Origin of the sequence: Mycobacterium colombiense CECT 3035, from assembly GCF_002105755.1 — a bacterium.
Classification (GTDB): domain Bacteria; phylum Actinomycetota; class Actinomycetes; order Mycobacteriales; family Mycobacteriaceae; genus Mycobacterium; species Mycobacterium colombiense.
The window spans coordinates 1,662,158-1,676,486 of record NZ_CP020821.1; the positions used below are offsets into that span (position 1 = coordinate 1,662,158).

The following is a 14,329-nucleotide window of genomic DNA, read 5'->3' on the forward strand; positions in this document are numbered from 1 at the left end:
GAGTCCCTTTGCGGCTTACTTGCCAGAACCCTGGCGCTCTGCCAGCTTCTTTCGAAGGGTCTTCGGCCGGATGTCGGGCCAGTTCTGCTCGATGTACTCCAGGCAGGCGGCGCGATCCGCTTCGCCGTAAACCATCTGCCAGCCGGCCGGAATTTCGGCAAAGGCCGGCCACAGGCTGTGCTGCTCTTCGTCGTTCATCAGGACGCAAAAGCTGCCGTTGTCGTCGTCGAACGGATTGGTACTCATAAGTCCTCCCAAAGTCGCTTTGGCACGAGCTGAGCAGTTCGTTGCATTTGCCCTTGCCGACCGCACGCTGCGGGGATGTGCCCGGAGGCGGCCTCGACGAACTGCATGAACCCGAGCGTCGTGGGTTTCAATCCCGTTGTCAGGCTTATGAAGTCGATAGCGTAGTCAGAACCCGCACATAGAGTGGTAGGGGAACGCCAACCGAGTGGCGGCTCCGCCGGCGACGGCAGACGGTCCATCTGGAATGCGCGTGATAGCACGAATCATGTTGTTTACCAGTATATTTCGTGGATCAGTCGAGTCTCGGATCTTACCCGACACGGCTTCGCGAGACGGCAAAGTCGCGAAGCGAAGTTCGCGTTTATTTAGTACGGGTGTCCCATATTCTCACCCCGGGCGACGACCAACGCGCCGACTTGGACCGATCTGCGCCGTCCGCGCGCCATGCATCGTCGCGGCGCGTCCGTCATGACGCGCCGATGGCGTCGTGTGTCCTGGCCGGCTGGTCGCGTGGCGCCACCCCACCCGCTATTCCCTTGCGCAGGAGTGGTTTCGATGTTCGGTTGGTGGCGGCTAGCGCCGGTGTGGGCGGACCACGGTCCGGTGGCGGGGACGCTTCACGATGCGTCGCGGCTGATCAGGTGGATGAGTTGGTCCCGGTTGTTGATCCCGAGTTTGGTGAAAAGACGATAGAGGTGTCCCTCCACCGTGCGTACCGAGATGACCAACCGGTCGGCGATCTCGCGGTTGGATAGCCCGGCCGCGACCAAATTCACGATCTGACGTTCACGTCCACTGAAGGGAAGCGGGTGCGCGGCGGCCTCGAGCGCCGGCGTGCGTGACCCGCATTGGTTGGCCAACGCATGCGCCCACGTCGACGACTCGACCTCCTTGCGACGGTCGCCCCGGCGGGCATGTTCGCCGGCCGCCTGCGCCGCAGCGTCGGCGGCGAAAGCCAATGCGCCGAGCTCGGCGAATCGATGGGCCGCGGCATCGAGCAGGTCGCCGTCGTGTTGCGCCAGACCGCGGGCGTGCTCGGCGACCGCCTGTGCCGATGCGGAGTTCAATGTTCGGGCGAGCTCATCCACTCGCGTGGCCTGCGACCGATCACCGAAGCGAACGGCCGCATGGCGTGCCCGCATCTCGGCCAGGTGCATTCCGGCTGTCCGCGCAACCTGCGCCGCTTTCGCCGCATGTGTCTGGGCGCCCGCGGTGTCGCCGGCCGCTGCCCGCTCCCACGCGCGGGCGAGCTCGAGTTCCGGCAAGAAAACCGCGACATGTGGACCGTATGTCTCCTGCGCACGCTGCAACGCCGCCGCGGCCGCGGCATCGTCCCCGCGCGTACCCTCGGCCTGCGCCAGCAGGGCGGCCACCACCAGCAACCAAGGAGACGGAAAGCCTTGCGACAGTTGGGAGATGGACCGGGATAGGGTGGCGCACGCCGCCGGGAGCTCACCGCGGGTAACCTGCGCGAGACCGAGCATCGCGTCGACCATGGCCTCGGCTGCGGGAAGGCCGGCAGCCAGTGCGGCGTAGCGCTTGTGGATTCGGTCGGCCGCCGGATAGTCACCGGAGGCGGTCGCAGCCATAACCTCGGCCAGCCCGATGGCGAACCGCTGCGCTCCGGCCCTGGCGACCGCCGTCGCGCGCACGCCGGCAGCGGCTATGCGGCCGACTTCGGCGAACCGCCCGGCTGCCACCAGCGCACCGCATGTCGCCACCGCCGCCCACACGGTCGCCATCGGCGCCACACCGGGCTCACACAGTCCGGGCCCAAGCTCGATCGTCGTTTCGACGTCGCCGCGGAAGAACCCGACCGAAATCTCGAACGCATTGATCAGCTCGAGACCGCCCTCGGTCACGAGACGCTGTTTCACCTCGGTGAGTACGCGCATCGCGGTTTCGGCGTCACCGCATCCCCATGCCAGGTTCGCGGCGCGCAGGCAGCCCCACCGCGCGATCAACCACTCGTCGGCGTCATCGATGTCGACGTCCGAAAGGATGGACTCGGCCTCGTCGCCGCGGCCCTGCCAGCTCACCGCCTCCGCGAGCACCAACGCGGCCGGCAGCCCGCCGCCGCGATCGACCGCAAACCTCGCCAGCTCCTCACCCAGCGCCACATTCGACATCGCCAACGCATCCGCCGCCGCCTTGACAGCCACATCGAGGTCGGGCTCCAAGTCGCTACGCATCATGAACTGCGCCAGCTGGATACGGCCGCGGGGATCGGTGATCTGCGAGCGCCGCCCGACCGCCCGTAGATGGCGTCGAAGAGCTTTGGCCAATATGCCGTTGAGTTGCCGCGAGCGCACCACCCCGGCATGGCGGGCCGCGGCTTCACCGAGCATGGGGTGATTCAATTGCGCAACGGTGTGGGATCCGTCGGCAACCAACTGGATCAGACCGCGGCGCTCCAAATTTGCCATTGCGCCCGCATCGCAGATGTCACGCAGGATTTCCAACTCCAGCAGCTCGGCGGTGGCCAGGATCTCCACCACCTCCAGTTCCTCAGAACTCAGCGATTGCAGCCGAAACTCCAAGGCATCGTGAAGTTCGCGGTCCGCGCGCAGCGGGCCCTTAAGGTGCCAGCCCTGATCGGTGTGTACCAGAGCCCCGCTTTCCCGACCGGCGGTGAGAAAACCACGCAGCAGCAACAGATTTCCCGCGCTGCGCTCAAACAGCTCATCGACCAGACCGGAGTCGACCGGACCCCCCAGGACCGCGTCGGCCAAGAGGCCGGTCTGCTCGCGGGTGAAGGGATCGATGTGAACGGTCAACAAGAGTCGCTCTTTCAACAGCGCCGTCACCGCGTCCAAGACCGGATCACCGGACCGGATCGTCACGATCAACCGCGCACTACGGCCGGCCGCGAGTTGATTGACCAACGTCGCCGACAACGGATCGAGCAACTGCGCCTCGTCGACCACCACCACCAGGTTCTTGTCTTGTCCCAGGGTGTTGTGCGCGGCGGCCAGCATGATCGCCGGTTCATGTCCCACTCCGAGGCTGACCACACGAGAAAACGCGCCAAGCGGCACCGCACAACCCGTCTGAGTGCCCAGCGCGAATCGCACCGTGCGCCCTGCCGACTCGGCTGTCTTTGCCAGCATGCGGGCCAGAGTGGACTTGCCCACCCCGCTGTCCCCGACCAACGCCACCCCGTTGAACTCCCCGTTGTTGAGCGCCGCGAGCGACCGCCGGAACTCCACATCGCGTCCCACGATGGGCCACGTCGACCCATTAACCCGTTGCGTCAAATGAGCTATCTCCCACTCCCACCGAGGTGCCGGCATGGCAACCAGACTGTCGCTGGGCCGCTCACCGTTTGTCGTGAGCCATTGCCGGGTCCGCTGCTACATCAATGCCGAACTCGCTGCCGCCAGATAGAGCCGGAAGGAGTCACGCGGATCCGAGCCCACGCCCGAGTAGCCCGGTGGGGGTTGGTCCTCGACTACCTGAAATCCCCTCGGCGGGACCGTATCTGCGGGACCGGACGGGCCGCCATCGTGACCAGCGGTCACGGTCGTGTGCTTTCGACTACCTATCATGAGCCGGAGCGTATGGCCGCTCGAGAGGGCGCCGCCGGAATCTAAAGGGAAGTCGAGTGGTGCGCGCGCCGAGTTAGAGTAGCGGGCCTCAGAACTGCATAGCTTTCTTACACAAACTTAGCCTGCGTAGGGATGAGCATCGTCCCCGCAACCAAGCGGCCGGCCGTCGCGGCCCATCATCTCGCTCTCCGCAGTCAGCTCTGGAGTCGTCAGCAAGACGAGTTGCTCGCGACTGTTGACGCCGAACTTGGCGAACAGGCGATAGAGGTGTCCTTCCACCGTGCGCACCGAGATGACCAACCGCTCGGCGATCTCACGGTTCGACAAACCGGCCGCGACCAGACTCACGATCTGGCGCTCACGTTCACTGAAGGGGAGCGGGCACACGGCGGCCTCGACCGCCGGCGTGTGCAACTCGCAACGGCCCGCCAACGCGTGCGCCCAGGCCGACGACTCGAATCTCTTACCGCGCTCGCCCCGGCGGGCATGTTCGCCTGCCGCCTGCGCCGCGGCGTCGGCGGCGCACGCCAAGGCGCCGAGGTCGGCGAATAGATGTGCCGCGACGTCGAGCAGATCGCCGTCGCGTTGCGCCAAACCGCGAGCATGATCGGCGACTGCCCCGGCCAGCGCCGTGTCCAGAAGGTGGGCGAGCTTCTCCAGCCTCGCGGCCTGGGAACGATCGCCGAAGCGGACGGCCGCATGGCGTGCCCGCATCTCCATCACGTGCGTCCCCGCGGCGCGCGCGATCTCAGCCGCTTGCGTGGCATGGGTCTGGGCGGCCTTCACGTCACCGGCCGCCGCCCGCTCCCAGGCGCGGGCAAGCTCGAGTTCCGGCACAAACACCGCGACATGCGGTCCGTAGGCTTTGTCCGCGCGCCGCAACGCCGCGGCGGCCGCCGCAGTGTCGCCACGCGCGCCCTCCGCCTGGGCTTGCCAGGCGCCCACCACCACCAACCACGGCGACGCAAAACCCTTGGCGAGGACCGCGATCGAACTGTTGAACACGGCGCACGCCGCCGTCAGCTCTCCGCGGGTGAGTCGAACGAACCCCAGCATCGCGTCAATCATGGCCTCCGCCGCGGGAAGACCTCCGGTCATCGCGGCGTAACGCTTGTAGATTCGCTCGGCCGCGGAGTCGTCACCGGCGCCCGTCGCGGACATGATCTCGGTCATCCCGATGTTGAATCGATGCGGCCCCAATCCGCACAGCGCAGCCGCACGTACCCCGGCGTCCGCGATGCGGCCGACCTCGGAAAAACGCCCGGCCGCCGCCAATGCTCCGCAGGTCGGGAAAACCGCCCATGCGGTCGCCATCGGCACCGCGTCGGACTCGCACAGGCCCGGCCCGAGCTCGATCGTCGTCTCGACGTCCCCATGGAAGTAGGCCATGGACAGCTCCAACGCGTTGATCAGGGTCAGGCCGGCCTCGGACGAGACGCGTTTCTTCACTTCATCGAGTTCCCGGATGGCGGCCTCGACGTCCCCGCAGCCCCAGAAGAAGTTGGCGGCGCGCAGGCACCCCCATCGGGCGATCAACCAGTCGTCGCCGCCGTCGGGTTCGGGCTCGGGTTCGGCATCGACAAGCACCGAGTCCGCCTCGTCGCCGCGCCCCTGCCAGCTCACCGCCTCGGCAAGCGCCAAGGCGGCGGGCAGCCCGCCACCGCGATCGACCGCGAACCTCGCCAGTTCCTCACCCAGCACCACATTCGACATGGCCAGCGCGTCTTGCGCCGCCGCGATGACCACATCGAGGTCGGGTTCCAAGTCACTGTGGATCATGAACTGCGCCAACCGGATCCGGCGTTGCAGTCCGGGCCGTCCCAGGGGTCCGCCGCCCGCCTGCTCATGCTTCTGCAGCGCTCGCGCGATTTTGCCGTTGAGTTGCCGGGCGCGCACCATTCCGGCATGCCGGGTCGCGGCTTCACCGAGCATCGGATGACTCAACTGCGCCACGGTGTGAGATCCGTCGGCAACCAACTGAATCAGGCCACGACGCTCCAGGGTCGCGACGGCCTCCGCATCGCAGATGTCACGCAGGATTTCCCACTTCAGCCGTTCCGCGGTGGCCAACAGCTCCACCACCTCCAATTCCGCTGGGCTCAGCGATTGCAGCCGAAACCTGAGAACGTCATGAAGTTCGCGATCCGCGCGCAGCGGGCCCCGCAGTTGCCAGCCTTCCTCCGTGTGGACCAATGCGCCAGATTCCCGGCCGGCGGTCAGAAACCCCCTCAGCAGCAAGAGATTTCCCGCGCTGCGCTCAAACAACTCGTCAACCACCCCGGCCTCGACCGGACCACCCAGAACGGCGCCGGCCAAGAGACCCGTCTGCTCGCGGCTGAACGGTTCCACATGGACGGTCAGCAACAGGCGCTCTTTCAACAACGCCGTCACCGCATCCAGCACCGGCTCGCGCGACCGGATCGTCACGATCAACCGCGCGCTGCGGCCGGCTGCGAGCTGATTGATCAATGTGGCCGACAGCGGATCGAGCAACTGCGCGTCGTCGACCACCACCACCAGGTTCTTGTCCCTGCCCAAGGTGTCATGGGCCGCCGCCAGCAAGACCGCCGGTTCGTGCGCCACCTGGAGGCTGACCGCGCGGGAAAACGCGCCAAGCGGCACCGCGCAACCGGTTTGGGTGCCCAGCGCGAATCGCACCGTGCGCCCCGCCGACTCCACCGTCTTGGCCAGCAAGCGGGCCAGGGTGGACTTGCCCACCCCGGCGTCCCCAACCAACGCAACCCCATTGAACTCAGAGTTGTTCAGCGCGGTCAGCGACCGCCGCAGCTCTACATCGCGGCCCACGATAGGCCACGCCGACCCGACTTCCCCCGGCACCTTCAAACCTTAGATTTACTGAGAGAGCTTAGGCGCCAGGGCGTTTGGCAATTCCGAGCACGCGCCCGGTGGGCGACGTCTTGAATCCCGAACGAGCCCACGCCGAGCCCCGGCGACGGCAGCCAGGTGACGAACCGGCTGCCGAATATCGTCGCGTCTCGGCGGTCGGCGCAGCAGCCTGCCCACTGGCGGCCGCGCCCACTCGCTCTTCGTACGCACCGGACTTAACCCCTCCTGCAGCCCAGTATTTGCCCAAACGATACCCCTATGTCGGCGCGGCAGCAAACGCTCGTCCACCGTTAAGATTCGACACTCGTGTAAATTATTATGCGGGTTATACAGGTGTTTCATAGATTCACACCAGCCTCACGGAGGGATACACAGCAAATAATCATCGCGCCACGTCGCCTTCGGATGAGATTGCCGACCGCAGCGACGCCCGGGGACTTCCGGGGCTTGGATCGCATCATTGGCTAACAGCGCCGACGGTGTCGGCCGGTTGGGGAATTCGGCTTTAGTGGCGCCTCGGTATCTGAGTCGGGCGCCATGCATACAACGCCGAGAGCGGTTTGCGCCGGCCTTCGGGCTTCGGTTCGACTTTGCTGTGGTCAGCCACGGCATCGAGCCATGCTGGCCCGACTCGTCGGGCGCTGCTTCGCCAACCCGAAACACGCCACCGGAAGAGAGGTGAAACGCCGAGAGCATCGGGGTCACATGATCGACGGCCGGTCCGGCTCGAACGCATTGGCCCCACGGAGCCCGCCAGCAAAGCCGGGCCCCCGCAGCCGGCATCGACTGCGTCGGTCGCCGATTCACGGTGCCGAGCCCCGATGGCGGACTGTATACAGCAGTACACGCCACGCATTCAACCGTACGGTGAAGAAAATGTAAAACCGAACTGGGCGCCCCTGTGGATAACCGCGATGAAGCGCTTCACGAGGCATAGATTCCGAGGTCACGGCCGTGTTTCCCGAAGTCCTCGGGTGGCGAATCGGGACAACCCATTGCGGCCGAGGGTTTAACATGGGTACACATTCCTGGCGTTCCCATGAAATGAGAGTGCATTGAAAGTCGATGGCCTCCAGGCCAACGAGCCGGATGACAGCGGGCTGGCAGCACGCCTGAACAAGCTCTTCGAGCTGATGCGCAAGGCGGGCACTCCCCCGCTTTCCAACGCCGCCGCCGCGGCGGCGATCACCGACAAAACCGGCGTCCCGATCAGCCCGGCTTACCTTTGGCAACTCAGAAGCGGCCTCAAGACAAACCCAACCGTCGCCCACTTACGGGCGATCGCGGACTTTTTCGGCGTGCCGCCGTCCTATCTGATCGATCGCGGCACAGACCCGGCGATCGACGCGCAATTGAATCTCTTGCAGGCCTTGCGTGACAACGGCGTCCGCGACCTGGCGGCTCGCGCATCCGGCCTGACTCCCCAGGCCCTCAACAGCCTGGCGGCGATCGTCGATCACCTTCGCGAACTCGAACGGCTACCGCCTATCTCCTCCCGGCGAGATGACCAGCCCGATGGCGGCATCAAAAGCTGACCTGCTTGCGCTGATGCGCAAGCTACCGATCCCGGTGCCCTGGGACCGGAACGTTTTCATCGAGAACGTGGGCCACCTGCGCGGCCGGGCCATCCGGCTCGTCCCGGCGGACACGGCGGTGCTGGCGGACAGCCCGTGCGGGCTCTGGCTGGCCTGCGACGACGAAGACGTGATCCTGCATGAGACCGGAACCACCGACTACCACATCGACCAGATTGTGGGCCACGAGATCGGGCATATCCTGCTGGGCCATGGTCGCAGCGCCAGTCATGCCTGCGATGCGGCGGTGTGTCAGGCCCTGCCAGACCTCGATCCCGCCACGGTACGCGCGGTCTTGGGACGCGGGGACTATGCCAGTGATCAGGAGCGCGACGCCGAGATGTTCGCTTCCCTGTTGCTGATGGCCGCCGCTGAGGCCGCCGAACGTCACTCCATGATGCGCAGCGCCTTCTTCCGCCGCCAGTGACCTCCACCGTCTCAGGCGTCATCGCGTGGCCCGTGATCACGATCATGGCGATCGTTCTCGCGGCGCGTTTCCGGTGGTGCAGGGCCAACCTCTATCAGACTTACCTCAACAACGTGATGGCCTGGCTGCTGCTTGCCCAGCTGCTGCGTGAGCGCAAGGTCGAAGCGGTGTTAGTCAAAGGCGCTGTCTTGACCGTGACCGCCGCCCAGCAATTATCCTGCGTCGCAATGATTTTGGCGTGCGGTGAATTCATCGGGTTCACCATGCTGTGGAACAAGGTCTCACCGGAGGAAACGCGCCGCAGTCACCGCTATTACCGCCTGGCCGCCGTCGCGTTGTCTGTGGCATTCCTGGGTGCGGGTACCCGCGCGCGTGGTGCGGGGCAGACGCTCGAGGTGCTCGGCGGCTGGGACGCGATCTTGGCGTTGAGTCTGTACCTGACCTTGATTGTCACGTTGGTGGCGCGGCTGTTGTGGATGTTCGCCTCGGAGTGGAAGAAGGCCACCGAGTTCCGTGAATCGCTGCTTGCCGCCGCCGGAATACTTGCGGTGTGCGTGACGGCCGCAGCGTGCATGGAGGCGCTGTTGCTGGCGGTGGGCGACCAGCTCGGCTGGACCCACACCGTTGCATTCCGCAGCCGCGTGCATGGATCGGAATTCCTATGGATGGCCGTCGTCGTCTATCTCTTCGGCGCGGTGCCGCTCGTCGTCAGGCTGCATGCGTTTTTCGGGTTGGACCGGATCAGCCGCACCTGGAAGAGTTTGCAGCCACTGCGCCTCAGCATGACGGCCGTGGTGCCGGAAAGCGGATTCAGTATCGAGCATGACCACCGGCGATTTCAGAAGACCACCCTCCAGCTGCACCAAACCGTGATCGAAATCCGCGACGCGATCCTGCAGCTGCGCCGCTATGTGCGTAGTACGGCTCCGGACCAGCTGGCGCGATTTCTCCGGGAGCACTCTGTGCCGGTCGGCGAACGGGGCTCCGCGACAACCGCTTTCGAGCTGGCGCACGCCGCCGAGGCCAAGGCGGCCGGACATCGACCCGAGACACCTCACATGGCGGTTGCGCTGCACTCCCGTTCAACGAACCTCTACGAGGAGGCCGTGGATCTGCTGGCGCTCGCGAAATGGTGGACGCCCGCCCTGGCCGCGATCAGACAGGTCAACCCGGATGACTCCAGCGCGGGAACGGCTCAGCCGGCCTGACCGGGGCATGCCATCGCCGGCTAAAGGGCCACGCCCAGCAACGCATCAATGGCGTTCGCCGCCAGCGTGGGCGCCTCGGCGTCGTGGCCGCCGTATTCCAGCGCGTCGGTGGCCCAACCATCAAGCGCGGCAAGCGCTTTGGGGGTGTTGAGGTCGTCGGCCAGGTATTGACGCACCCGCGCGATCACGTCGGCGGCGTCGGGACCGGCCGGCAGCGCGGCCGCGCTGCGCCAGCGATGCAGCCGGGCGACGGCCTCGTCGAGCACCTGGTCGCTCCAATACCGGTCGCCGCGGTAGTGCCCGGCCAGCAGCCCCAACCGGATCGCCGCCGGCTCGACGCCCCGGGCGCGCAGCTGCGACACCAGCACCAGGTTGCCGCGGCTCTTGGACATCTTGTGCCCGTCCCAGCCGATCATCCCGGCGTGCACGTAGTGACGCGCGAATCTCCGCTCGCCGCGCACACATTCGGCGTGCGCCGCGGTGAATTCGTGATGCGGGAAGATCAGGTCGGTGCCCCCGCCCTGGATGTCCAGGCCGCTGCCGATGCGGCTGAGCGCGATCGCCGCGCACTCGACGTGCCAGCCCGGCCGGCCGGGGCCGAACGGCGAGGGCCAGCTCGGCTCCCCCGGCCGCGCGGCCCGCCAGAGCAGGGCATCGAGTTGGTCGGTCTTGCCGGGCCGCTGCGGGTCGCCCCCGCGCTCGGCGAACAGCCGCAGCATGGTGTCGCGGTCGTAGCCGGACTCGTAGCCGAATTGCGGCGTCGCGTCGGCGCGGTAGTAGATGTCCGGGTATTCGCCGTCGACGACGTAGGCCGCGCCCGAGGCCAGCATCTTCTCGACGAGTTCGACGACCTCGGCGATGGCCTCGGTCGCCCCGACGTATTCGCGAGGCGGCAGGATGCGCAGCGCCGCCATGTCCTCGCGGTAGAGCGACACCTCGCGCTCGGCAAGTTCGCGCCAGTCGATGCCGTCGCGCTCGGCGCGCTCCAGCAGCGGATCGTCGACGTCGGTGACGTTCTGGACGTAGTGGACGTCGTGGCCGAGATCCAGCCACTGCCGGTAGATCAGATCGAACGCCAGGTACGTCGCCGCGTGCCCCAGGTGGGTGGCGTCGTACGGGGTGATGCCGCAGACATACATCGTGGCGGTCGAGCCGGCCGCCACCGGGCGCACCTGCCGGTCGGACGTGTCGTACAGCCGAAGCTCCGGACCGCGTCCCGACAACACGGGAACCTGTGGGGAAGACCACGACTGCATGGCAATCAGCCTATGCGCGCCGACGATGCGGCCCGCGTGGCGGGCCGAGAAGGAGGCGCGCAATCAGCTCACACGCGCCGACGATGCGGCCCGCGTGGCGGGCCGGTTGGAGGCGCGGTGGCGGCGGCTCGGCGTCACCGCCCGCGGATGGCGCCCAGCAGGATGGGCGCCAGCTCGGCGCGGCACATCACGAAGTCGGGCAGATACGGGTCGAGTTGGTTGTAGCGCATCGGCGATCCGTCGAGCCGCGACGCGTGCATCCCGGCGGCCATCACCACCCCGGCCGGGGCAGCGGAATCCCACTCCCACTGCCCTCCCGCGTGTACGTACGCGTCGACGTGCCCATCGATGATGGCCATCGCCTTGGCGCCCGCCGAACCGATCGCGACGGGCTGGATGGGCAGCGTCTGCCGCATCCGGTGCAACACCGCGGGAGGGCGGGTCGCGCTGACGGCGATGCGGATGGTGTCGTTGACGCCGACGCGCGCGGCGTCGGCGGTCACGGTGTCACTGCGGTAGACGATGTTGCCGCGGGCCGGCAACGACACCGCCGCGTCGGTGATTTCGCGCTGGCCATTGCTGACGTCGCCGGTCGGGCGCTGCCACAGCGCGATGTGCACCGCCCAGTCGTCGCGCCCCGGCGTCGAGAACTCGCGGGTGCCGTCCAGGGGGTCGATGATCCACACCCGGTCGTGCTGCAGGCGGGACAGGTCGTCGTACGCCTCCTCGCTGAGCACCGCGTCGCCGGGCCTTTCCTCGTGCAGGCGCCGCAGGATCAGCGCGTTCGCCAGGCTGTCGCCCGCGTCGCCCAGCGCCCAGGGATATCCGAAGCCGACTTCGTCGCGGACTTTCAGCAGCAGCTCCCCCGCGTCGGCGGCGAGATCGGCGGCCAGGGCGGCATCGGAGACGTCTTCCGAATCGTCCGCGCGGTTGCTCACCGATTCAGTATCGCCGACGACCTACCGCCGCCTTCACCGATGGCGGTGCCGCGGGTGCGATCACCGGGTCAGAAGGCCGGCCAGGGAATGGGGCGATGCCGGTTGGGTCCGGGCATCACCGGGTTGTCCAGCAGCGCGTGCGCACGCTGGCGCAGCGCGGCGACCTCGGCGCGGGTGATCTGCTCGGCCAGTTCGTCGCCGAACTGATCATCCAGCGCCTCGGCCAGTCCGGCTACGGCCTTGCACATGTCGTCGTCGATCGGCTTGCCGGCCCATCCCCACAGCACCGTGCGCAGCTTGTCCTCGACGTGCAGGCATACGCCGTGGTCGACCCCGAAGATGTGGCCGTCGAGGTCGCGCAGCACATGGCCGCCCTTGCGGTCGGCGTTGTTGATCAACACGTCGAACACCGCCATCCGCCACAGCCGTATGTCGTCGGCGTGCATCAGGACGACCTCGTCGCCCGCATAGTCGAGGGCGCGCAGCACCGGGAGATAGCCCGGCTGTCTGGTGCCGGCGGGAAACAGGTCGACCAGATCGGGCCCCGGCCGCGGCTCGGTGTCCACCGCGTCGCCGGGTTGCTGCACCCACCGCTGCAGCATGCCCGGGCCCGCCGGCCCGTGCCGAATGATCGTGTAGGGCACGATATTCCAGCCCAACTTCGCGGAGACCAGATACGCGGCCCGTTCGCGGCCGGCCAGCGTACCGTCCGGGAAATCCCACAGCGGCGCCTCCCCGGCGACCGGCTTGTAGACGCAGTGCACGCTGGACTCGCCGAGCGTCGATTCGCATAAGAAGGTGCCGTTGCTGGCCGAGCGGATCCGTCCGATGACCGTCAGCTCGCCGTCGCGCAACACCTCACGGTCGTCAGACCTCGGGGTCATCGTCAGGCCCGAGCAGCGCACTGCGCCGATATCCGTTGGCGCGTGCGCAGATATGGCCCTCCGGGTCCAGCGGTTCGTCGCATAACGGACACGGTGGCCGCCCCGCGGAGATGACGCGATTGGAGCGGGTGGCGAATTGGCGCGCCGACTCCGGCGTCAGGAACACCCGCACCGCGTCGGGTCCCTCTTCGGTGTCGTCGAGCACCACCGACGCGTCGAACTCGGCGTCGGTGACCGCCAGCAACTCGACCACCACCGTCTGGGCCTCCGAATCCCAACCGAGCCCCATGGTTCCGACCCGGAACTCCGCGTCCACGGGGGTGACCAACGGATCGAGGTCCTCGATCTCGGCCGGCTCGGGCGGGACGGGCGTGCCGAACCTGCGGTTCACCTCGAGCAGCAGCGCGCCGATGCGTTCGGAGAGCACCGCCACCTGCTGCTTCTCCAAAATCACCGACACCACTCGGGCGTCGTGCACAGCCTGGATGTAGAACGTGCGATTTCCGGGCTGGCCGACGGTCCCGGCCACGAAGCGGTCGGGTGTGCGGAAGACATGAATTGCGCGGGCCATGGCACTTCCCAAAATACCGGCTGTTGCCACCGCTGTGCGATCCGATGGAGGTAGCCGCTCGATTAATCGCTATTAATCCGTGGAACCGCCGACTACCGCGTCGCTGGACGGTACCGCGGCGGTCGATTCCTGCGGCTCTCCGTTGGACTTGGGATCGGATTCCGGCTTCGCCTCTTCCTTCGCCGGGGGCCCGGCCCGCAGGGCGGCGGACAGCCGCGCGCCGGTGTGGTTGACGTGCAACACAAACGGGCGCAGCTCGGTGTAGCGGATCACACTCACCGACGCCGGGTCGGCGGTGACGCGCTGGAAGCCGTCCAGGTGGATGCCGTACGCGTCGGCGATGACCGCTTTGATGACATCACCGTGAGTGCATGCGACCCACAGCACATCGCCGCCGTGTTCGGCGGCCAGCCGGCGGTCGTGCTCGCGCACGGCGAACACCGCCCGCGCCTGCACCTGAGCCAGGCCCTCGCCGCCGGGGAACACCGCCGCGCTGGGATGCGCCTGAACGACTTTCCACAGCGGCTCGCTGACCAACTCGCCGAGTTTGCGTCCCGTCCACTCGCCGTAGTCCACCTCGGCGAGCCGATCGTCGACGACGGGCGTCAGGCACAGCGCGTCGGCCAACGGTTCGAGGGTGCGACGGCAGCGCAGCAGCGGCGAACTGATCAACTCCAGGATCGGCAGGTCACCGATCCGATCGATCAGGCCGTCCGCCTGTTCACGGCCCTTGTCATCGAGGTCGACGCCCTCGGAGCGACCGGCGAGTACGCCCGCCGTGTTCGAACTCGAGCGGCCGTGCCGTAACAGGATGACGGTCATATCGACCA

11 protein-coding genes are annotated in these 14,329 nt (G+C 67.1%); 3 read left to right on the forward strand and 8 right to left on the reverse strand.

What is annotated here, in order from left to right:
* Positions 1–15: 15 nt before the first annotated feature.
* From B9D87_RS07625 to B9D87_RS07640, 3 genes are all read right to left on the reverse strand, one after another.
* Positions 16–246 (reverse strand): MbtH family protein, encoded by a 231-nt coding sequence (locus B9D87_RS07625; protein ID WP_007770801.1) that lies wholly within the window; start codon positions 244–246, stop codon positions 16–18.
* Between the two features lie 617 nt (positions 247–863).
* Complete coding sequence (locus B9D87_RS07635) at positions 864–3,455, reverse strand: LuxR C-terminal-related transcriptional regulator (RefSeq protein ID WP_007770800.1); 2,592 nt, start codon at positions 3,453–3,455, stop codon at positions 864–866.
* A gap of 456 nt (positions 3,456–3,911) precedes the next feature.
* Positions 3,912–6,599, reverse strand: coding sequence for a helix-turn-helix transcriptional regulator (locus B9D87_RS07640; RefSeq protein ID WP_007770799.1), 2,688 nt, complete (start codon positions 6,597–6,599; stop codon positions 3,912–3,914).
* A gap of 1,175 nt (positions 6,600–7,774) precedes the next feature.
* Here B9D87_RS07640 and B9D87_RS07645 point away from each other — a divergent pair.
* The 3 genes from B9D87_RS07645 to B9D87_RS07655 are packed head-to-tail and all read left to right on the forward strand — an operon-like array spanning position 7,775 to position 9,850.
* Positions 7,775–8,176 carry a helix-turn-helix domain-containing protein gene (locus B9D87_RS07645; RefSeq protein WP_238553433.1) on the forward strand — a complete coding sequence of 134 codons (402 nt, stop codon included), beginning with the start codon at positions 7,775–7,777 and terminating at the stop codon, positions 8,174–8,176.
* Entirely contained in the window at positions 8,145–8,642 is a 498-nt protein-coding gene (locus tag B9D87_RS07650; RefSeq protein ID WP_238553417.1) for a hypothetical protein, read from the forward strand. The genes B9D87_RS07645 and B9D87_RS07650 overlap by 32 nt, the downstream gene beginning before the upstream one ends.
* Positions 8,639–9,850 (forward strand): DUF6545 domain-containing protein, encoded by a 1,212-nt coding sequence (locus tag B9D87_RS07655; RefSeq protein ID WP_007770795.1) that lies wholly within the window; start codon positions 8,639–8,641, stop codon positions 9,848–9,850. Before B9D87_RS07650 ends, B9D87_RS07655 begins: the two co-directional genes overlap by 4 nt.
* 20 nt (positions 9,851–9,870) lie before the next feature.
* On the opposite strand, the gene mshC is transcribed toward B9D87_RS07655, so the two are convergent.
* The 5 genes from mshC to B9D87_RS07680 form a co-directional block, all read right to left on the reverse strand.
* Positions 9,871–11,106, reverse strand: a complete 1,236-nt coding sequence (gene mshC, locus B9D87_RS07660) for a cysteine--1-D-myo-inosityl 2-amino-2-deoxy-alpha-D-glucopyranoside ligase (RefSeq protein WP_007770793.1) — start codon at positions 11,104–11,106, stop codon at positions 9,871–9,873.
* A 134-nt stretch (positions 11,107–11,240) separates the two neighbouring features.
* On the reverse strand, positions 11,241–12,044 hold the full coding sequence (locus tag B9D87_RS07665; RefSeq protein ID WP_007770791.1) for a 3'(2'),5'-bisphosphate nucleotidase CysQ: 804 nt from the start codon (positions 12,042–12,044) through the stop codon (positions 11,241–11,243).
* Between the two features lie 68 nt (positions 12,045–12,112).
* Positions 12,113–12,928: an SCO1664 family protein gene (locus tag B9D87_RS07670; protein WP_040629785.1), complete on the reverse strand. Its 816-nt coding sequence runs from the start codon at positions 12,926–12,928 to the stop codon at positions 12,113–12,115.
* A complete protein-coding gene (locus tag B9D87_RS07675) occupies positions 12,912–13,499 on the reverse strand; it encodes a DUF3090 domain-containing protein (RefSeq protein WP_007770786.1) in 588 nt (195 codons plus the stop codon). The genes B9D87_RS07670 and B9D87_RS07675 overlap by 17 nt, the downstream gene beginning before the upstream one ends.
* 72 nt (positions 13,500–13,571) lie before the next feature.
* A complete protein-coding gene (locus B9D87_RS07680; RefSeq protein WP_007770784.1) occupies positions 13,572–14,321 on the reverse strand; it encodes a histidine phosphatase family protein in 750 nt (249 codons plus the stop codon).
* Between the last annotated feature and the right edge of the window lie 8 nt (positions 14,322–14,329).

What these genes read in the sequence shown, in the direction of transcription:
- mshC (WP_007770793.1), bottom strand. Translation starts at nt 11,106, where the DNA reads ATGCAGTCGTGGTCTTCCCCACAGGTTCCCGTGTTGTCGGGACGCGGT.
- B9D87_RS07650 (WP_238553417.1), top strand. Translation starts at nt 8,145, where the DNA reads ATGACCAGCCCGATGGCGGCATCAAAAGCTGACCTGCTTGCGCTGATG.
- B9D87_RS07645 (WP_238553433.1), top strand. Translation starts at nt 7,775, where the DNA reads ATGCGCAAGGCGGGCACTCCCCCGCTTTCCAACGCCGCCGCCGCGGCG.
- B9D87_RS07675 (WP_007770786.1), bottom strand. Translation starts at nt 13,499, where the DNA reads ATGGCCCGCGCAATTCATGTCTTCCGCACACCCGACCGCTTCGTGGCC.
- B9D87_RS07625 (WP_007770801.1), bottom strand. Translation starts at nt 246, where the DNA reads ATGAGTACCAATCCGTTCGACGACGACAACGGCAGCTTTTGCGTCCTG.
- B9D87_RS07670 (WP_040629785.1), bottom strand. Translation starts at nt 12,928, where the DNA reads ATGACCCCGAGGTCTGACGACCGTGAGGTGTTGCGCGACGGCGAGCTG.
- B9D87_RS07680 (WP_007770784.1), bottom strand. Translation starts at nt 14,321, where the DNA reads ATGACCGTCATCCTGTTACGGCACGGCCGCTCGAGTTCGAACACGGCG.